General features: G+C 70.5%; 15 protein-coding genes. 9 read left to right on the top strand and 6 right to left on the bottom strand.

Features of this window, described 5'->3' with window-relative positions; translation table 11 throughout:
• Nucleotides 1-91: 91 nt before the first annotated feature.
• A complete protein-coding gene (locus tag ACSSVZ_RS01670) occupies nt 92-1,894 on the top strand; it encodes a thiamine pyrophosphate-binding protein (RefSeq protein ID WP_453967857.1) in 1,803 nt (600 codons plus the stop codon).
• A 79-nt stretch (nt 1,895-1,973) separates the two neighbouring features.
• On the opposite strand, the gene ACSSVZ_RS01665 is transcribed toward ACSSVZ_RS01670, so the two are convergent.
• The 4 genes from ACSSVZ_RS01665 to ACSSVZ_RS01650 all read right to left on the bottom strand — a co-directional run bounded on the left by ACSSVZ_RS01665 (nt 1,974) and on the right by ACSSVZ_RS01650 (nt 5,377).
• On the bottom strand, nt 1,974-2,936 hold the full coding sequence (locus ACSSVZ_RS01665; protein ID WP_453967856.1) for an ABC transporter substrate-binding protein: 963 nt from the start codon (nt 2,934-2,936) through the stop codon (nt 1,974-1,976).
• 91 nt (nt 2,937-3,027) lie between these two features.
• The gene (locus tag ACSSVZ_RS01660; RefSeq protein WP_453967855.1) at nt 3,028-3,810 is read right to left on the bottom strand and encodes an ABC transporter permease; all 783 of its coding nucleotides are present in this window, start codon (nt 3,808-3,810) and stop codon (nt 3,028-3,030) included.
• Nucleotides 3,789-4,553, bottom strand: a complete 765-nt coding sequence (locus ACSSVZ_RS01655) for an ABC transporter permease (protein WP_453967854.1) — start codon at nt 4,551-4,553, stop codon at nt 3,789-3,791. The genes ACSSVZ_RS01660 and ACSSVZ_RS01655 overlap by 22 nt, the downstream gene beginning before the upstream one ends.
• Complete coding sequence (locus ACSSVZ_RS01650) at nt 4,550-5,377, bottom strand: ABC transporter ATP-binding protein (RefSeq protein ID WP_453967853.1); 828 nt, start codon at nt 5,375-5,377, stop codon at nt 4,550-4,552. Before ACSSVZ_RS01650 ends, ACSSVZ_RS01655 begins: the two co-directional genes overlap by 4 nt.
• A gap of 441 nt (nt 5,378-5,818) precedes the next feature.
• Here ACSSVZ_RS01650 and ACSSVZ_RS01645 point away from each other — a divergent pair, with 441 nt between their 5' ends.
• Complete coding sequence (locus tag ACSSVZ_RS01645; RefSeq protein WP_453967852.1) at nt 5,819-6,928, top strand: 5-methyltetrahydropteroyltriglutamate--homocysteine S-methyltransferase; 1,110 nt, start codon at nt 5,819-5,821, stop codon at nt 6,926-6,928.
• A 15-nt stretch (nt 6,929-6,943) separates the two neighbouring features.
• Here the strand turns inward: ACSSVZ_RS01645 and ACSSVZ_RS01640 are convergent, their stop codons facing one another.
• Nucleotides 6,944-7,966, bottom strand: coding sequence for a permease (locus ACSSVZ_RS01640; protein WP_453967851.1), 1,023 nt, complete (start codon nt 7,964-7,966; stop codon nt 6,944-6,946).
• Nucleotides 7,967-8,052: 86 nt separating this feature from the next.
• Here ACSSVZ_RS01640 and ACSSVZ_RS01635 point away from each other — a divergent pair, with 86 nt between their 5' ends.
• From ACSSVZ_RS01635 to ACSSVZ_RS01605, 7 genes are all read left to right on the top strand, one after another.
• On the top strand, nt 8,053-8,904 hold the full coding sequence (locus ACSSVZ_RS01635; protein WP_453967850.1) for a LysR substrate-binding domain-containing protein: 852 nt from the start codon (nt 8,053-8,055) through the stop codon (nt 8,902-8,904).
• 354 nt (nt 8,905-9,258) lie between these two features.
• A complete protein-coding gene (locus ACSSVZ_RS01630) occupies nt 9,259-10,575 on the top strand; it encodes a Rieske 2Fe-2S domain-containing protein (RefSeq protein ID WP_453967849.1) in 1,317 nt (438 codons plus the stop codon).
• A 115-nt stretch (nt 10,576-10,690) separates the two neighbouring features.
• On the top strand, nt 10,691-12,154 hold the full coding sequence (locus ACSSVZ_RS01625; protein ID WP_453967848.1) for a glutamine synthetase family protein: 1,464 nt from the start codon (nt 10,691-10,693) through the stop codon (nt 12,152-12,154).
• Between the two features lie 293 nt (nt 12,155-12,447).
• Nucleotides 12,448-13,689: a glycosyltransferase gene (locus ACSSVZ_RS01620; protein WP_453967847.1), complete on the top strand. Its 1,242-nt coding sequence runs from the start codon at nt 12,448-12,450 to the stop codon at nt 13,687-13,689.
• Nucleotides 13,682-14,812 (top strand): acyl-CoA dehydrogenase family protein, encoded by a 1,131-nt coding sequence (locus ACSSVZ_RS01615; protein WP_453967846.1) that lies wholly within the window; start codon nt 13,682-13,684, stop codon nt 14,810-14,812. The genes ACSSVZ_RS01620 and ACSSVZ_RS01615 overlap by 8 nt, the downstream gene beginning before the upstream one ends.
• Entirely contained in the window at nt 14,809-15,558 is a 750-nt protein-coding gene (locus ACSSVZ_RS01610) for a PIG-L deacetylase family protein (RefSeq protein WP_453967845.1), read from the top strand. Before ACSSVZ_RS01615 ends, ACSSVZ_RS01610 begins: the two co-directional genes overlap by 4 nt.
• Complete coding sequence (locus tag ACSSVZ_RS01605; RefSeq protein ID WP_453967844.1) at nt 15,555-16,130, top strand: class I SAM-dependent DNA methyltransferase; 576 nt, start codon at nt 15,555-15,557, stop codon at nt 16,128-16,130. The genes ACSSVZ_RS01610 and ACSSVZ_RS01605 overlap by 4 nt, the downstream gene beginning before the upstream one ends.
• 55 nt (nt 16,131-16,185) lie before the next feature.
• On the opposite strand, the gene ACSSVZ_RS01600 is transcribed toward ACSSVZ_RS01605, so the two are convergent.
• Complete coding sequence (locus ACSSVZ_RS01600) at nt 16,186-16,935, bottom strand: transporter substrate-binding domain-containing protein (RefSeq protein ID WP_453967843.1); 750 nt, start codon at nt 16,933-16,935, stop codon at nt 16,186-16,188.
• Nucleotides 16,936-16,988: the final 53 nt, after the last annotated feature.

Genomic DNA, 16,988 nt, shown 5'->3' with positions numbered 1-16,988 from the left:
GGGCGATAATCAGCCTCAGCGAACGCCCAAACAGACGCCGGACGTCCGCGCCCGCCGGGGCGCAGTCGGCTCCGGCGGAAGCGGAGACGAGATGGCACAAGACGACGACGCGCGCGACCCGATGGACGCGATCGAGACGCCCGTCGGCGACCGGCCCAACCGTGTCCAGTTCGGCTCCGACGTCGCCGCCCTCTGCCTCAACGCCCTCGACATCCCCTACATCGCCCTCAATCCCGGGGCGAGCTACCGCGGCTTCCACGACAGTCTCGTCAACTTCCTCGGCAACCGGGCGCCGCGCATGCTCCTGTGCCTGCACGAGGAGCATGCCGTTGCGATCGCTCATGGCTACGCCAAGGTCACCGGCAAGGCGATGGCGGCGGCCGTGCATTCCAACGTCGGCCTCATGCACGCGACGATGGCCATCTTCAACGCCTGGTGCGACCGCATGCCGGTGCTGGTCATCGGGGCGACCGGGCCGCTCGACGCGACCCGCCGCCGGCCGTGGATCGAATGGATCCACACCGCCCGCGACCAGGGCGCGCTGGTGCGCGACTACACCAAATGGGACGACCAGCCGGCCTCGCCAGCGGCGGTGCCTGAATCGTTTGCCCGCGCCAAATGGCTGGCCGAAACCGTTCCCCAGGGACCGGTCTACGTGAACCTCGAGGCCGGCATGCAGGAGAGCGTGCTCGACGCGCCCATCGTCCTCCCGGACTTCGCGCGGCTGATGCCGGCGACCGCGACCGGCGCCGGCACCCGGGCGATCGCCGATGCCGCCGCGCTTCTGAAGGCCGCAACCTCTCCCGTCTTCCTGATGGGACGGGTGACCCGCGACCCCGACGCGTGGCGGGCGCGGGTGGCGCTCGCCGAAGCGCTCGGCGCCCGCGTCCTCACCGACCTCAAGGTCGGCGCGGCGTTCCCCACCGACCATCCGCTGCACGCCGGTGCGCCGGGGGTCTATCCGTCCGCCGACGCGGCCCGCGTCGTCCGCGACGCCGACCTGATCGTCAGCTTCGACTGGACCGACCTCGACGGCACCTTCGCCAAGATCTTTGAGGCCGAGCGGCCGGCCGCGAAGATCATCCAGATCTCGCCCGATCATCAGGTCCACAACGGCTGGAGCATGGACTACCAGGCGCTGCCGCCGGCCGACCTGATGATCGCCGCCGGCCCCGACACCGTGGTGCCGGACCTCTGCGCCGCCCTCGGCATCGCGCTCCCCGCCGCCGGTCCGCTTCCCCAGCCGCCGGTCGAGCCAGGCGAGCCCCTGCCCGAGGCCGTCGACGAGCCCACCGTCGCCCATGTGGCGGCAGCGCTCCGGCAGGCGCTGGCCGGCGAGCGTGTCAGCCTCTCCCACCTGCCGCTCTCCTGGGACGGCGCCTACTGGCCGCTCCGCCATCCGCTCGACTTCCTCGGCTCCGACGGCGGCGGCGGCGTCGGTGCCGGCCCCGGCGTGACGGTGGGCGCCGCCCTGGCGCTGAAGGACGCCGACACGTTGGTCGTCGGCATCTGCGGCGACGGCGATTTCCTGATGGGGCTGACGTCGATCTGGACGGCCTGCCACTACCGGCTGCCGCTGCTCATCGTGGTCGTCAACAACCGCTCCTTTTACAACGACGAGGTCCACCAGGAGCGCGTCGCCAACCAGCGCGGACGCCCTCCGGAGAACAAGTGGATCGGCCAGCGCATGAGCGATCCCGACCTCGACCTGGCGGCCCTCGCCGCCGCCCAGGGCGCCGAGGCCTTCGGCCCGGTCCGCACCATGGCGGAGCTGAAGGAAAGCCTCGCCTCGGCGGCGGCGGCGACGAAGGCCGGCGGCGTCGCCGTCGTCGACGTGCACGTGGCGACCGGCTACACGCCCGCCTTCCAGGCGGCGCTCGACAGCAAGGACTGAGCCCGCCTCCAGACAAAAAAAACCCGCGACCGGGGTGCCGGTCGCGGGTCTCTCGTCTGGTCCGACTGGTAGGATCAGCCTATTTCTTCCAGCCCTTGATCATGATCAGCTCGTTCAGTTGCTCGTCGGTCAGCGGCTTGTCGAGATACTTGAACTCGACCGCTTCCTTCATCAGGTCGTCGACGCCCAGCATCACGTCTGGGTCGATGTACTCGCGGGTGTCGAACTCGTCGCGCACCCGCCGTGCCACGGCGAGGTCGACGTCGGCGAGCTTGGCGTAGGCCTCCAGCGCCTCGTCGCCGGAATAGGCCCACTCCACCGTGTCCCGGTAGCCCTGCATGAACTTCTCGACCACCTCCGGGCGCTCTTCCAGCGTCTGCAGGTTGGTGATGATCAGCCGGACCGTGTGGTCCTTGACGCTCGGCAGGTCGGCCGAGGTGGCGATGATCTTGATCTGCCCCTCGTTGAGCTGCTTCAGACCGAACGGCGGCGCCGACCAGCCGACGTCAACCTGGTCGGACATCACCGAGGTGAGCGTCGACGGCGGACCGCCGGTGGCCACCGGCTCGGCCTTCACGTCGAGCAGGTTGACGAAGCCCAGCGCGAACGAGTGGGTCGACGAGCCGTTGCGCGAATAGGCCAGCGTCTCGCCGTCCAGGTCCTGCATGGAGTTGATCGGGCTGTCGGCCTTCACGTAGTAGAACGCGTCGTCGCCGTTCGCCGCCGAGCCGATGATGCGGATCGGAGCGCCCTTGCCGTAGGCGCCCAAGGCGCCCTGGGTGCCCACGGCGATGCCGATGTCGGCGGAGCCGGAGATGACGATCTGCTGGGTCTCGCCGCCGCCCTGGGTGTAGAGGATGTCCAGATCCAGGCCGTGCTTCTTGAAGATGCCCTGGTCGAGCCCGAGCTGGGGCAGCGATGCGTCCCACTTGCCGCCCTGTCCGATGGCGACGGTGACCTTCTCCAGGTCCTGCGCGCCGGCGGCGCCGATGCCGCCGAGCATGAGCGCCGCGACGAGCGCGGCCTTCACGGGTGTCGTCATGTGATCCTCCCTCAGATGGTCCCCGGCATCGTTGCGCCGGGGTTGCGATCCGGCGGTGCCGTCCGCCGGTAAGGTCTGCGCCTCTGCGCCGTCACGGGGCCGGGCTGCGGCTCAGCCGGCCAAGCAGCGAATTCACCGCGATGGCGAAGGCGAAGATGATGATGACCAGCCCGTACATGGCCGGCATGTCGAACTGCTGGTAGAAGCGCGTGATCATGAAGCCGAGCCCGTCGCGGGCGAACTTCGTCTCGGCCAGCAGCACGCCGATCACCGAGACGCCGAAGGCCAGCCGGATGCCGTTGATCATCGGATCGCGCATCGCCGGCAGGTAGATCTTGGTGGCCATCTGCAGCGGATTGGCGCGGAAGCTGCGCCCCACCCGCACCAGCACCGGATCGATGTGGCGCATGCCGGACGCCACCGACAGCACGATGGGAAAGAACGACGAGATCGTGCCCATGCCGATCTTCGAGCCCTCGCCGATGCCGAACCACATGATCAGCAGCGGAAAGAAGATGATCTTCGGCGTCGGTGCCAGATAGTGAACCAGCGGCTCGAACACCCGGCCGACGAACTCGCTGCCGCCGATGGCGATGCCGCAGACCACGCCGAGGACCGTTCCGAGCAGAACCGAGGCGACGATCTCGAACAGCGTCACCTGCAGGTTGGCGTAAAAGCGCGGGTCGCTGACGATCCCCCAGATACCGCCGGCGATGGCGCCCACCGTCGGCACCACGTCCTTGTAGAGCAGCCCCGAGCGCGCCAGCGCCTCCCACAGCACCAGCAGCACGACGATGGTCGCCACCCGCACGAGCGTGACCCGGTCGATCCGGTCGGCGGCGGGGCGCCGCGTCACACCGACAGCCTGAGCCATCTCTCGAGCCTTTCCACCGCTGCGAAGATCAGGACGCTGACCGCGATGACGAAGCACACCGCCGCGTAGGTGGCCGCCAGGTCGTAGCGCTCGGCGAGTTCGCCGACGAGGTTGCCGAGCCCGCCGAGATTGATCAGATACTCCACCGCCACCACGGTGATCATCGCGTAGATCAGGCCGAGCCGGAGCCCCAGGAAGATCGACGGCAGCGCCGCCGGCAGCGCGATCTTCCAGAACTGCTGCCATTCGGAGAGGTTGAAGCTGCGGCCGACGTCGAGCAGCACCCGGCGCACGCCGCCGAGCCCCTCCACCGTCTTCATCACCACCGGCGGCAGGCCGGTGACCAGGCCGATCATCACGATGGTCACCGGGCTGCGGCCGAAGATCACCAGGAACAGCGGATAGAGCAGCACCATCGGCGCCGCGGCCAGCCCCGCCACCCAGTCGCCCCACGCCGCGCGCAGCACCGGCCGCCGCGCCAGCAGCACGCCGAACGGGACGCCGATCAGCACCAGCCCGGCGAAGGCCGCGAGCGATTCCGCCACGGTGATCGCGAAATAGGTCAGCACGTTTTCCTCCGCCACGACCCGGTAGAGCGCCAGGAAGATCTCCGACGGCAGCGGCACCACGTAGCGGCTGATCCAGCCCGCCTCGATGGCCGCCTCCACGCCGGCGAAGAACGCGACCACCACCCCGATCCGGACCAGCGCCGGCAGATACCGGGACATCGCGAACGCGCTCATCCGGCACCGCCCGGATGGTCTTCCGCCTCCATGCCGCGGCTCGCCTCCTCGCGCAGGTCGCTCCAGATCGAGGCGACGTAGCGGCCGAACGCGTCGCTGGAGACGATCTCGGAGGTGCGCGGGCGCGGCAGGTCGATGTCGATCACCCGCTTGATGCGGCCTGGCCGGTAGCTCATCACCAAGATCCGGTCGGAAAGTTGCACCGCCTCGGTGATGTTGTGGGTGATCAGCAGGATCGTCTGGCCGAGCTCCTGCTGCACCTGCAGCACCTTGTCGCCGAGCAGCAGCCGGGTCTGCTCGTCCAGCGCCGCGAACGGCTCGTCCATCAGCAGGAGCCGCGGCTCGGAGGCGAGCGCCCGGGCGATCGCCACGCGCTGGCGCATGCCGCCGGAGAGTTGCGCGGGATAGCTCCTCTCGAAGCCGGCGAGCCCGACGAGCCGGATGAAGCGCTGCGCCATCTGGTGGCGCTCGGCCTTCGGCTTGCCGGCGATCTCGAGGGGAAACGCCACGTTGTCGGTGACCGTCCGCCAGGGAAAGGTCGATTCCTCCTGGAACACCATGCTGATCGCCGGATGCGGGCCGCTCACCCGCTCGCCGCCGATCGACACCGTCCCCTCGCTCGGCTCGGTCAGCCCGCCGATCATCGCGAACAGCGTCGACTTTCCGCAGCCCGACGGGCCGATCACCGTGACGAACTCGCCCTTGCCGACGGAGAACGACATCTCCTCGACCGCCCTCAGCGTGCCGTCGGCCGTCGGAAACGCCTTGCCGACGCCCTCGACCGTCAGGACGGCGGCCTCCCCTGCCCGTGCCGGATCGCTCATGCGGTCGCCCGGTTCCGCCGGTGGGCGGCCCGGCCGGCACGGTCCGGCGCTCTGCGGCAATGCAGCGGCACGATGGTCGTCTCCTCCCCTGATCCCGAGCGGCCGCTGTTGTTGGTTTTCGCGTCAGGCCGTTCGAAGCGATGTCGGATGCTAGGGATCCCGGCGGGCGAGGGTCCAAGACAAAAGCGGTATGGCAGTCAAAGCGTAGGCTTGGGAGCCACCGGCGGGCGCGCGCTCTGGACGCTCGCGAGGCGAACAATTCCTCTCGCGCTGCCATCGAAAATCGGTTGCTCCGGCCGGCTGACGGCCCCGCTCCGATGAAGCTACACAGAAAGACGGTCCGCCGGCCCCACCGGCCGCGCGGCCCGCAAGACCGACAGCGAGAGGGTTCCGCCGGGCCGCCCACCGGCCCTGGACGGGACACCCAAGGGAGAACGCCAGATGCCAGGATCGACCCCGCCGTTTCGCGCCGACCACGTCGGCAGCCTGCTGCGGCCGCAGGCGGTGAAGGAGGCGCGGGCCCGGCGCGCGGCCGGCGCGATCGGCGCCGACGAGCTGCGCGCCGTCGAGGACGAGGCGATCCGGTCGGTCGTCGCCAGACAGGAGGCGATCGGCCTGAAGGCCGCCACCGACGGCGAATTCCGCCGCGCCTTCTGGCAGATCGACTTCCTGGAGCAGCTCGAAGGCGTGGAATCCTACGAGGGCGAGCGCAAGGTGAAGTTCCAGGGCCCGCAGCCCAAGCCCGTGCTGCTGCGCACGGTGGGCCGGATCGGCCCGGCGCTCGACCACCCGATGCTCGACCACTTCCGCTTTCTGAAGCAAACGACCACCGTCACCCCGAAGATGACCATCCCGAGCCCCAGCTCGCTGCACTTCCGCTACGGCCGCGAGGCGATCTCCGCCGAAGCCTATCCCGACATGGCCGACTTCTACCGCGATCTCGCGGCCGCCTACGCGGCGATGGTCGCCGCCTTCTACGAAGCCGGCTGCCGCTATCTGCAGCTCGACGAGGTCAACCTCGCCTATCTCTGCGATCCGGCGCTGCGCGACCAGGTGCGCGCCCGCGGCGAGGACCCCGACGCGCTGCCCGAGGTCTACGCCGACCTCATCAACGGCGCGATCGCCGACCGGCCGTCCGACATGACCGTCACCATGCACCTCTGCCGCGGCAACTTCCGCTCCACCTTCGTCGCCAGCGGCGGCTACGAGCCGGTGGCCGAGGTTCTCCTCAACCGCATCGGCGTCGACGGCTACTTCATGGAGTACGACACCGACCGCGCCGGGGGCTTCGAGCCGCTGCGGCACACGCCGAAGGGCAAGACCATCGTGCTCGGGCTGGTGACGTCGAAGACCGGCGACATGGAATCCCCCGACGCCCTGAAGCGGCGGATCGACGAAGCCGCGCAGCACGTGCCCCTCGACCAGCTCGCCCTCAGCCCCCAGTGCGGCTTCTCCTCCACCGAGGAGGGCAACGTGCTCACCGAGGACGACCAGTGGCGCAAACTGGAAACCATCGTCGCCGTCGCCCGCGACGTCTGGGGCGAACTGTAGGACCGGCGTGCCCCGTCAGCCGATCCACTGGAACAGGTATCCGGCGGCGAGGGAGCCGGCCACGGCGAGGGCAAGGTACACCAGGAACGGCGTGGTCTTCAGGACCGGCACGATGGCCATCGCGCCCCAGATGCTGACCACACCCCCGGATACCAGAAACGCCATGGCTGCCCCTTTGGACATGCCGCTGTCGAGCAGCGCCCGAACCAGCGGCAGGGCCGCATATCCGTCGAGGTAGGCGGGCGCGCCCACGAACACGGCGGCCGGGATTGCCCACCAGCGATCCGCGCCCAGATAGGCGGCCAAGGCCCCGGGAGCGAGAGCGGCGTTGAGGACATATTCAGCGGCGAAGGCGGGGATCAGACAGACCAGGATCAGCCTCCCGGTCGCGATCGCCTGATCGCGGAAGGATCGGCGCCGATCGGCATCGCGCCAGACGCGCGCCTCGAACGGCCGGGCGTCCGCGCAGCGCGACGCGCTCAGTGCGAGCGCCAGGCGAGTGTCGCGCAGCGGACGCCTGGCCCACGACCGGTCCCGAAAGACCGCCGTCGTCAAACCGCCGACTACGCCCAGCCCGATGGCCGCCAATGTCTTCCCGACGGCGAAGGCAACCCCCAGCGTGGCTGCCGTCGCGGCCAGCATCGCCGGATCGGTGATCGGCGAGGCGAGCCAGAACGCCATGATCGGAGCAAGCGGGACCCCGGCCGCCAGGAGACCTGCCATCAGCGGCAGCACAGTCACGCCGCAGACCGGAGTGACCGCGCCCACCGCCGAGGCGGCAAGCACCGACCACAGCGTTCTGCCCTCCAGCACTCCGGCGATGCGTGAATCGGCCCCGCTGGCGATGATCCAGGCGGCCAGCAGGATGCCCGGAACGATCAGCGGAGCGACCTCGACCACCCCCGCGACCGCGAAAATCATCGCGCCCAACGCGTGGTCCGGCCAGACAACGGCCATCCCCGTCACTCCCGCCGCCAGCACGAGCAGACCGCGGCAACGCCAGTTGGAGGCGGCCGTCTGGCCGGGCCGGTCGGTCATCCTTGTCTCCTTCGTCGGTTGAAGGATAGGCGTCGCCGAGTCATGATCGAAACGGATAATTTGAATAGAAAGCATTGAAAAACCCAATGGCTCATCTGGAGAGTGATCTCCTGCGCACCTTCCTGGCGGTGGCCGAGGCCGGCAGCGTCACCGAAGGCGCCGCGCAGGTCTTCAGGTCCCAATCGGCCGCGAGCCTGCAGATCAAGAGGCTCGAGGCCACGGTGGGACGCCCCCTGTTCGAGCGGCACGGCCGGGGCGTCACCCTCACCGAAGCCGGCAGCCGCCTCCTTCCCGTCGCACGGGACGTGACCGCCCGGCTCGAGGGCGCCCTGCGCGATCTCGCCCCCGGCGATCTGCGCGGTCGTCTTCGGCTGGGAATCCCCGACGACCGTGGACGCACGCGGCTCGCCCGCATCATCGCCACGATGGCCCGGTCTCATCCGCAGCTCGAACTGGAGGTCACGTGCGCGCTCAGCACGTCCTTTCCGGAGGATCTGGCGAAGGGGCGCCTCGATCTCGCGGTGTACGAGGTCGAAACAGCGAGGGCAGGAGAGGAACTCCTGGCCGAAGAGCCGACGGTCTGGGCAGCATCGACCCACCGGAATTGGGTCGGCATGGATCCGTTGCCAGTCGCCCTGTTCGACCATGCCTGCTGGTGGCGGGATGTGGCGCTGGCATCCCTTCGGGAGCGAGGCCTACCGTTCCGCATCGTCTTCTCCAGCCACAGCGTCGCCGGCGTTCTGGCGGCGGTCGAAGCGGGCGTCGGTGTCGGATTGCTGGGGCGCTCGTCCGTTGGCGAAGGCCTGGCGGTGCTTGGCGAGGAAGACGGCTTCGGCCCCCCTCCGCCCTCCCGGCTCGTGCTCGCGGCCGGCTCCGCGGAGAACACCGCCCCGGTCCGCGCGATGAAGGCGGCCATCCGGGCTGCGTTTCGGGATTAGAGACCGGTTCGCCGTCGTCCGGACTGTCCTATGGAAGCTGCAAACGCCTTATCTGCATCTCGTGGCGCCGCTGAACTTGCAGGCAGGCCGTGCCGGTCTTCGCGCCAGATCGTCGGCAAGCCGTTGCGGGCAAACGCCTTTCTGACACGCCCCGCCGCCGCGGCGCGCGGGAGAAAAATCGCGGATCTCTTCGAAAATCGGTTTCGCCCACCCTGCATCCCGGCGTAATTTGCATTCTTCGGAATGTTCCCAGACTGGACCGGGCGCGACTGGCCGTCCGTGCCATACTGGGATCGAGGATTGCACCCGGCCACGCGCCGGGCCGTGCTACGCGTTGAAAGGGAGTGCCGCGCCATGATGAGCCAAGAGCAGAACGAGTTGCTGAGCCAGATCGGTCCCGGCACCGGTGCGGGCGCGGTGCTGCGGCAGTACTGGCAGCCGGCGGCGCTGGCCGAGGAGCTGGTCTCCGCGCGCCCGGTGGTGCCGGTGACGCTGCTCGGCGAGGAGCTGGTGCTGTTCCGCGACAACTCCGGCGCGCTCGGCCTGATCGGCCGCCGCTGCCCGCACCGGGGCGTCGACCTGTGCTTCGGACGGCGCGAGGACAACGGGCTGCGCTGCCCGTTCCATGGCTGGCACTTCGACACGAGCGGCCAGTGCGTGGAACAGCCGGGCGAGCCGGAAGGCAGCCAGATGTACAAGAACATCCGCACCGTCTCCTACCCGGTGGTGGAGAAGAACGGCATCATCTTCGCCTTCATGGGCGAAGGCGAGCCGCCGGCGTTCCCGCAGTTCGACTGCTTCGCCGCCCCCGATACCCACGTCTTCGCCTTCAAGGGCCTGTGGGAGTGCAACTGGCTGCAGGCGATGGAGGTCGGCATCGATCCGGCCCACGCCTCCTTCCTGCACCGCTTCCTGCAGGACGAGGATCCGAACGAAGGCTACGGCAAGCAGTTCCGCGACAAGGCGGCCAACACCGACATCCCGATGACCCAGCTCCTGCGCGAATATCCGCGCCCGGAGATCAAGGTGGAGGAGACCGAGTTCGGTCTGCGGCTGATCGCGCTGCGCCACATGGACGGCGGCCGCAGCCACGTGCGGGTGACCAACCAGATCTTCCCCGAGACGATCTGCATCCCGATGTCGAACGAGATGACCATCACCCAGTGGCACGTGCCGATCGACGACGAGACCTGCTACTGGTACGCCATGTTCACCAGCTTCGGAAAGCCGGTGGACAAGCACCTGATGCGCGAGCAGCGGCTCAAGGAGCACCGGCTGCCGGACTACGCGCCGCTGAAGAACAAGCGCAACAACTACGGCTACAACCCGGACGAGCAGGAGAGCCTGACCTATACGGGCATGGGCCTCGACATCAACGTCCACGACCAGTGGGCGGTGGAATCCATGGGCCGCCTGCAGGACCGCACCCAGGAGCATCTCGGCCGCACGGACGTCGGCATCAGCCGCAACCGGCGCCGCCTCCTCGACGCCATCAAGAAGGTGAAGGCGGGCGAGTTGTCCGGTCTGCCCATGTACGGCGAGGGCGACATCGAGGCGATCCGCGGCCCGGCCTCCATCGACGCGATCGGCCTCACCGACGAGTGGGAGGAAGTGTGGCTGCAGGCCGAAGCCGGCCGCCGTGCCGGCTGCGACTGGAGCGCCGCGCTTTAGGGCGCGCGATCGCGCAGGTCCGGATGGGGGACCGGTTTTCCCCGGTTCTCCCCGGCTGCGGGTGCGCCCCGCTCACGGCCAATCCCCGCCCACTGCCAATCATTGAGGAATGCGCATGTCGAGCTCCGGCAAGGTGACGCTGGAAGACGGACTGGTGGGACGATGCGGCCTCCTCGACGCGGCCGGCTTCGACGCCGCGCGCACCGTGCTCGACGAGGTCGAGCGGCGCGGGCTGGAAACCATCCGCTTCGCCTTCGTCGACCAGCACGGCGTGCTGCGGGGCAAGGCGATCGTCGCGTCGGGTCTTGCCTCGGCGTTCCGCAACGGCGTGCCGATCACCTCGACCCTGCTCCTGAAGGACACCTCCCACCGCACGGTGTTTCCGGTGTGGGCCGACGACATCGGCTTCGGCACCGGCACGCTCACCGGCGCCGGCGACGTGACCATGGTGCCCGACCCCACCACCTTCCGGGTGCTGCCGTGGTCGCCCCACTCCGCCTCGATCCTCTGCGACGTGGTCCACAAGGACGGCTCGCCGCTGCCCTTCTGCACCCGTTCGATCCTCAAGCGGGCGGTGGCGAAGCTGGCGGAGACCGGCAAGGCCCTCGTCTGCGGGCTCGAGGTGGAGTTCTACGTCCTCAGGGTCGAGGACCAGCGCCTCGCCCACGCCGACAGCGGCATCCCGGCCGCCCCGCCGTCCACCAGCCTGCTTTCCCACGGCTACCAGTACCTGACGGAATCCCGCTACGACATCCTCGAGGACGTCATGGACGACCTTCGCCGCGCCGCCCAGGGGCTGGGCCTGCCGGTGCGCTCCATGGAGGCGGAGTTCGGGCCGAGCCAGTTCGAGTTCACCTTCGAGCCGGCTGCGCCGCTGGCCCATGCCGACGCCATGGTGATGTTCCGCTCGATGGTGAAGGAGGTTTGCCGCCGCAAGGGACTGCACGCGACCTTCATGTGCCGGCCGAAGCTCGACAACGCCGTGCCCAGCGGCTGGCATCTCCACCAGTCCGTGGTCGACACCACGACCGGCGACAATTTGTTTGTCCCCTCCGACGACGGCAGCCTGTCGCCCACCGCCAGCGGCTGGATCGCCGGCCTTCTCGCCCATGCCGAGGAAAGCTGCCTGCTGACCACGCCGACGGTGAACGGCTACAAGCGCTACCAGCCGAATCTCCTGGCGCCGGACCGGGTGCAGTGGGGCCGCGACAACAAGGGCGCGATGATACGCGCGCTGATGGCGCCCGGCGACAAGGCGAGCCGCATCGAGAACCGCGTCGCCGAGCCGGCCGCCAACCCCTACCTCTTCTTCGCCTCCCAGATCCTGTGCGGTCTCGACGGGGTGACGAACGGGCTCGCCGCGCCGGCCCCGGTCGAAAATCCCTACACCAGCGAGGCCCGCGCGCTGCCCAAGAGCCTGATCGCCGCCATCGAGCGGTTCGAGGCGAGCGCCTTCTACCGCGACGTGCTGGGCGACGACGTCGTCCGCTATCTCGCCACCATCAAGCGCGCCGAGTGGGACCGCTACCTGATGACCGTCTCCGAATGGGAGCAGACGGAGTATTTCTCGCTGTTCTGAGCGGACCGGTTTCCTGGACCCCTTGCGCGCTCCGGAACAAAGCGACCCAGCCGAAGTTGTATCGCCGCAATGCCCGCCGCCGTGCCGCGTCTCGCGCCCGGATGGCAGGACCTCATCCCCCCGGCGGACACCTGATCGCGCATGTCGCTTTCCACCCGACCCGAACTCGGCCATCCCGGCCCAGCCGTGACCCGCCGGTCTCACGCCGCGGCACCTGGCCGGCGCGTACCGCTCCGGCCGCGCGCGCTCCGGCCCGCCTTTGCGCCTCCCGTCCATTGCCGGTGCCGCCCCGCATGAACGCGGTCTGCCGTCCCACCTCGCCTGCGGAGGCAACTGCCCTCCTCGACGACCTGCTGTTCGCCGGATCGCACGGCATCGTCTCGCCGGCGGTCTCGGCGTGGCCCGGGCGCTGCGCCTACGCCGTTGCCATCCCGGCCCGGCAGGAAGAACGGCGGATCGGCGCCTGCCTGTCTTCCGTGCTCGCCTCCATGCACGCCAGCGGCCGACCCGGCGGCATCGTCCTGCTGGTCAACAACACCACCGACGCGACCGCCGCCCGCGCCGCCGCGCTGCTGGCCGACAGCGGCGCCGCCCACCTCGTGCTCGACGTCGCGCTGCCCGATGCCATGGCCAACGCCGGCACCGCCCGGCGCCTCGCCCTCGACGTCGCGGCCGCCCACGTCGATCCGCTGGGGGCGCTGCTCACCACCGACGCCGACACGATCGTCGGCCGCGACTGGATCGGCGCCAGCCTCGCCGCCCTCGATCGAGGCGCCGACGTGGTCTGCGGCGCCATCGACGTCGATCCGGAGGAAGCCGCCCCCATCCTGGCGCGGATGGGGCCTGGCTACCTGTCGGAGGCCGACTACGTCGCCCAGACCATCGCGCTGGGCGCCCTGCTCGACCCGCTGCCCCACGATCCGTTCCCACCGCACCGCTGCGCCGGCGGCGCCAGCCTGGCCGTCCGGCACACGGTCTACCGCGACACCGGCGGCATTCCGCCGCTCGCCTCGGGCGAGGATCGCGCCTTCGTCGCCACCGCCGAGGCCCGGGACTGCCGCATCGTCTATTCAGCCGCCGCCCGCGTCACCACCGCATTCCGGCTGACCGGTCGGGCGAGCGGCGGCATGGCGGAAACCCTGGCCGAGCGGCTGCGCGGCGACGATGCGCCCTGCGACGATGTGGTCGAGCCCGCCGCCACCGCGGCATGGCGCGCCTGGGCCCGGGGTCGGCTGCGCGCCGTCGCCGGCGGTCCCGCACACCTGCGCGCCGGCATCCTCTCCGCCCTCGGCCTCGACCCTGCCGACGACCCGTTCGCTGCCACGCCGTTCTTCGGCGAGGCGTGGTCGATCGTCGAGGCGCGGAGCCCGCGCCTCGTCCGCCGGCGCCTCAGCCTGGCGCGCGTCGCCGCCGAACTGCCGGCCCTGCACGCTCTGGTGGGCTCGCTGCGCGCCGGTGGCGAACCCCCGCTGACGGCTGCCGATGCCGAGCGCTGGATCGCCCGCACCAGCGCCAGGGAGCCGACCGATGGGTGATCCGATCCCGCTGATCAACCGCGCCGCCGCCCCGCCCCGCATGGACGACGCCGCCCTCGCCGCCGCGCTGGCCGAGGTCGCCCGGCGCGCCGCCGCCGCCGACGCCGGCACCGAGGATCTCGGCCCGTCGCTGGCGGCGCTGCGGCAAGCCGGGCTGTTCGCCGTGCTGTCGGCCTACGCCGCCCCCGTTGCGGACGCCCGGGTGGTCGCGGACGCCGTGACGCTGCTGCGCCGGATCGGCCGGGCGAACCTCTCCGTCGGCCGGCTGGTGGAAGGCCACCTCAATGCGCACCGGCTGGTTGCGCTCTACGGAACGCCCGCCCAGCGCGCAAAGGTCGAGGCGGAGATTGCCGCCGGCGCGCTCCTCGGCGTCTGGGGCGCCGACGGAAACCCGCCATTTTCCTATACGGAACAAGGGAATAGCCTTGTCCTGAGCGGCAGCAAGCGGTTCGCCTCCGGGCTCGGGCTGGTGTCGCGCGCAGTGGTGTCCGTGCGCACGCACCAAGGTGCGCAATTGCTGCTTGTAAGTGCGCTGTTTTGCGCAAAGCGCATGGATCGCGCAGCCTGGGCGACCAGCGGCATGAAGGCGACCGCGTCGGGGACATTCGACTTCGACGGCATGGTCGTCGATGCCGACGCCCGCCTCGGCCGTCCCGGCGACTACGTCCGCGAGCCGCACTTCGAAGGCGGCGTCTGGCGCTATGCGGCGCTGCATGTCGGCGGCATGGAGGCGCTTGCCGAGGCCGCCCGCCGGCACGCCGTGGACGGCGGCTTCGCCGACGATCCGCTGACCGCCGCCCGCCTGGCCGACCTGGCGATTGCCTGCGAAACCGGCCGGCTGTGGGTCGAGGCCGCCGCCTCCCGCGTCGAGGCCGCGGGCGCCGGCGAGGCCGAGGTGGCTTACGTGCTGCTCGCCCGTGAGGCCGTCGAGCGGGCCTGCCTGTCGGTCATCGAGACCGTCGACCGGCTGATCGGCGCCGCCTCCTTCTTCGACGGCCATCCGGCCGAGCGGATCCGGCGCGACCTGTCCTTCTTCCTCCGCCAGGCCAACCTGGACGGCAAGCGCGCCAGGGCGGCCCAGGCGATCGCGGCCAGCGAGAAGCCGCTCGGAGAGCTGTGGTGACGGTGGTGCGCGGCCCCCTCCTCGACCTCGCCGCCGCGGCGCCCTGGGGCGCCGTCGCCGACCTCACCGGCCCCGGCGCAGTGCTGGTGCTGGCGCCGCATCCGGACGACGAGGCGCTCGGCTGCGGCGGCGCGATCCAGCGGGCCCGCACCGCCGGGCACGAGGTCGCCGTCGCGGTGATGACCGACGGCCGGCGCTCGCACCCGAATTCGCCATCCTACGGGCCCGAGCGTCTCGCCGCGCTGCGCCGCGACGAGGCCGCCGCCAGCGTCGAGCTCCTCACCGGCGCGGCCGACGCGATGATCTGGCTCGGCGTGCCCGACTGCGGCCTGCCGGCCGAGGGTCCGGAGGCCGCCGCGCTGGTCGACCGGCTGGCCGGGATCGTCGACGCCATCGGCGCCACCGCGATCTGGGCGGCGTGGGAGCACGACCCCCATTGCGACCACGCCGCGACGGCGCGGATCGCCCGGGCGCTGGCTGCGGCGCGCCCGGCGGCCGCGCTGTTCAGCTATCCGATCTGGGGCCGGTTTGCAGCGGTTCCCGCCGAGGGACTGCCGGCCCCGGCCGACCTGATCCGCCTCGACACCACGGCGCAGCGTCCGGTGAAAGCCGAGGCCGTCGCCGCGCATCGCTCGCAGATGACCGACCTCATCGGCGACGATCCCGACGGCTTCACCCTCGCCCTGGACCTGCAGCACCATTTCATCGACGCAGCGGAGATCTTCATCCGGGAAAGGCCACGATGAGCGAACGCGCCGACGTCTTCGAGACGCTCTACCGCTCCAATCTCGATCCCTGGGACTACGAGACCAGCTTCTACGAGCAGGACAAGTACCGCATGACGCTGGCCGCGCTGCCGCGCGAGCGCTATCGCAGCGCCGTCGAGATCGGCTGCTCGATCGCGGTGCTCGGCGAGAAGCTGGCCGGCCGCGCCACCCGCTATCTCGGCCTCGACGTGTCGCCGACCGCCGTGGAGACCGCATCGGACCGGCTGGCCGGCCTGCCCTGGGCCACTGCCGTCGTCGGCGAAGTGCCCGAGGAATGGCCGGTGGGCCGCTACGATCTCGTCGTGCTGTCGGAGATCCTCTACTTCCTGTCGGCGGAGGAAATCGCGGAGCTGGCGGCGTTCGTCGCCCGCGACACCGTGGCCGGCGGCGATTGCGTGGTGGTGAACTGGCACGGCCAGACTGACACCCAACTGACCGGCGCGGAGGCGGGAGCCACCTTCCTGTCGGAGCTCGCCCGCCATCGGCAGGTCCGGCCGAAGCACGACTACCAGCATCCCTGCTACCGGCTCAGCGTCGTCCGCCTGGATTGAGCCCGGACACCGCCGTCCCGGTCGGGCCGACCCGATCCGGATGCGGAGGACGTCCTCAGCCTGCCGGGTCCGGATCAGGGACCGGAGCCACGGTCACATCGGCCCTGCCGCTGTCCACCAGGGCGCGGGCGACGAAGCCCGAGCCGATCGCCTCGCGCACGAAGGCGCGCAGGAAGGCGGCGGCGGCCGGTCGCCCGGCCGGCGTGCCCATCGCCTGCTCGATCGCCATGAAACGGCCGGGCAGCATCCGGACGCCCGACGATCCTGCCGCGATCAGCTCCAGCGGCTGGCGGATGCCGGCCAGCACCTCCGCCGCGCCCCGCTCGAAGGCCGCCACCAGCGCCTCCTGGCCGACCTCGCGCACGATCGTCGCGCGCTCGAGGCTGCGCGTCAGGAACAGATCGTAGGCGCTGTCCGCGCCGACGAGCACCCGGACGCCGTCGCGGTCGACCTCGTCGACCTTCCGGAAGGGGGACGTCTCGGGGACCAGATAGGCCCCCTCGATGATCACGTAGGGCGCGGTGAAGGAAATGGTGGCCGCCCGCTTCGGGTCGATGGCCAGGAAGCACACGTCCCATTGGCCGGCCGTCGCCGCATCCGCCACCTCGCCCGCCCGCTCGAACGGCACGAGGTCCAGCGGCAGGTCCAGCTGCCGCGCCAGGTCCCGGGCCAGCGCCACGGAGACGCCCCCGGCCTCACCGGTTCCCGCGTCCCGCCGGGCCAGCACCGGATTGCCGAAGTTGATCGCCGCCCGCAACCGGCCGGACGGCGCCAGCTCCGAATTCGCGGTCCGAACATCGTCCATCGTGCCTCCTCCGTCGCCGGCCCCCACGCCTCCAGCTACCCCCGCCCGCCGAC

It is taken from the genome of Amorphus sp. MBR-141 (genome assembly GCF_053628695.1).
The sequence above is the reverse complement of the archived record's forward strand: the minus strand, read 5'-3'. Positions and strand labels throughout refer to the sequence as shown.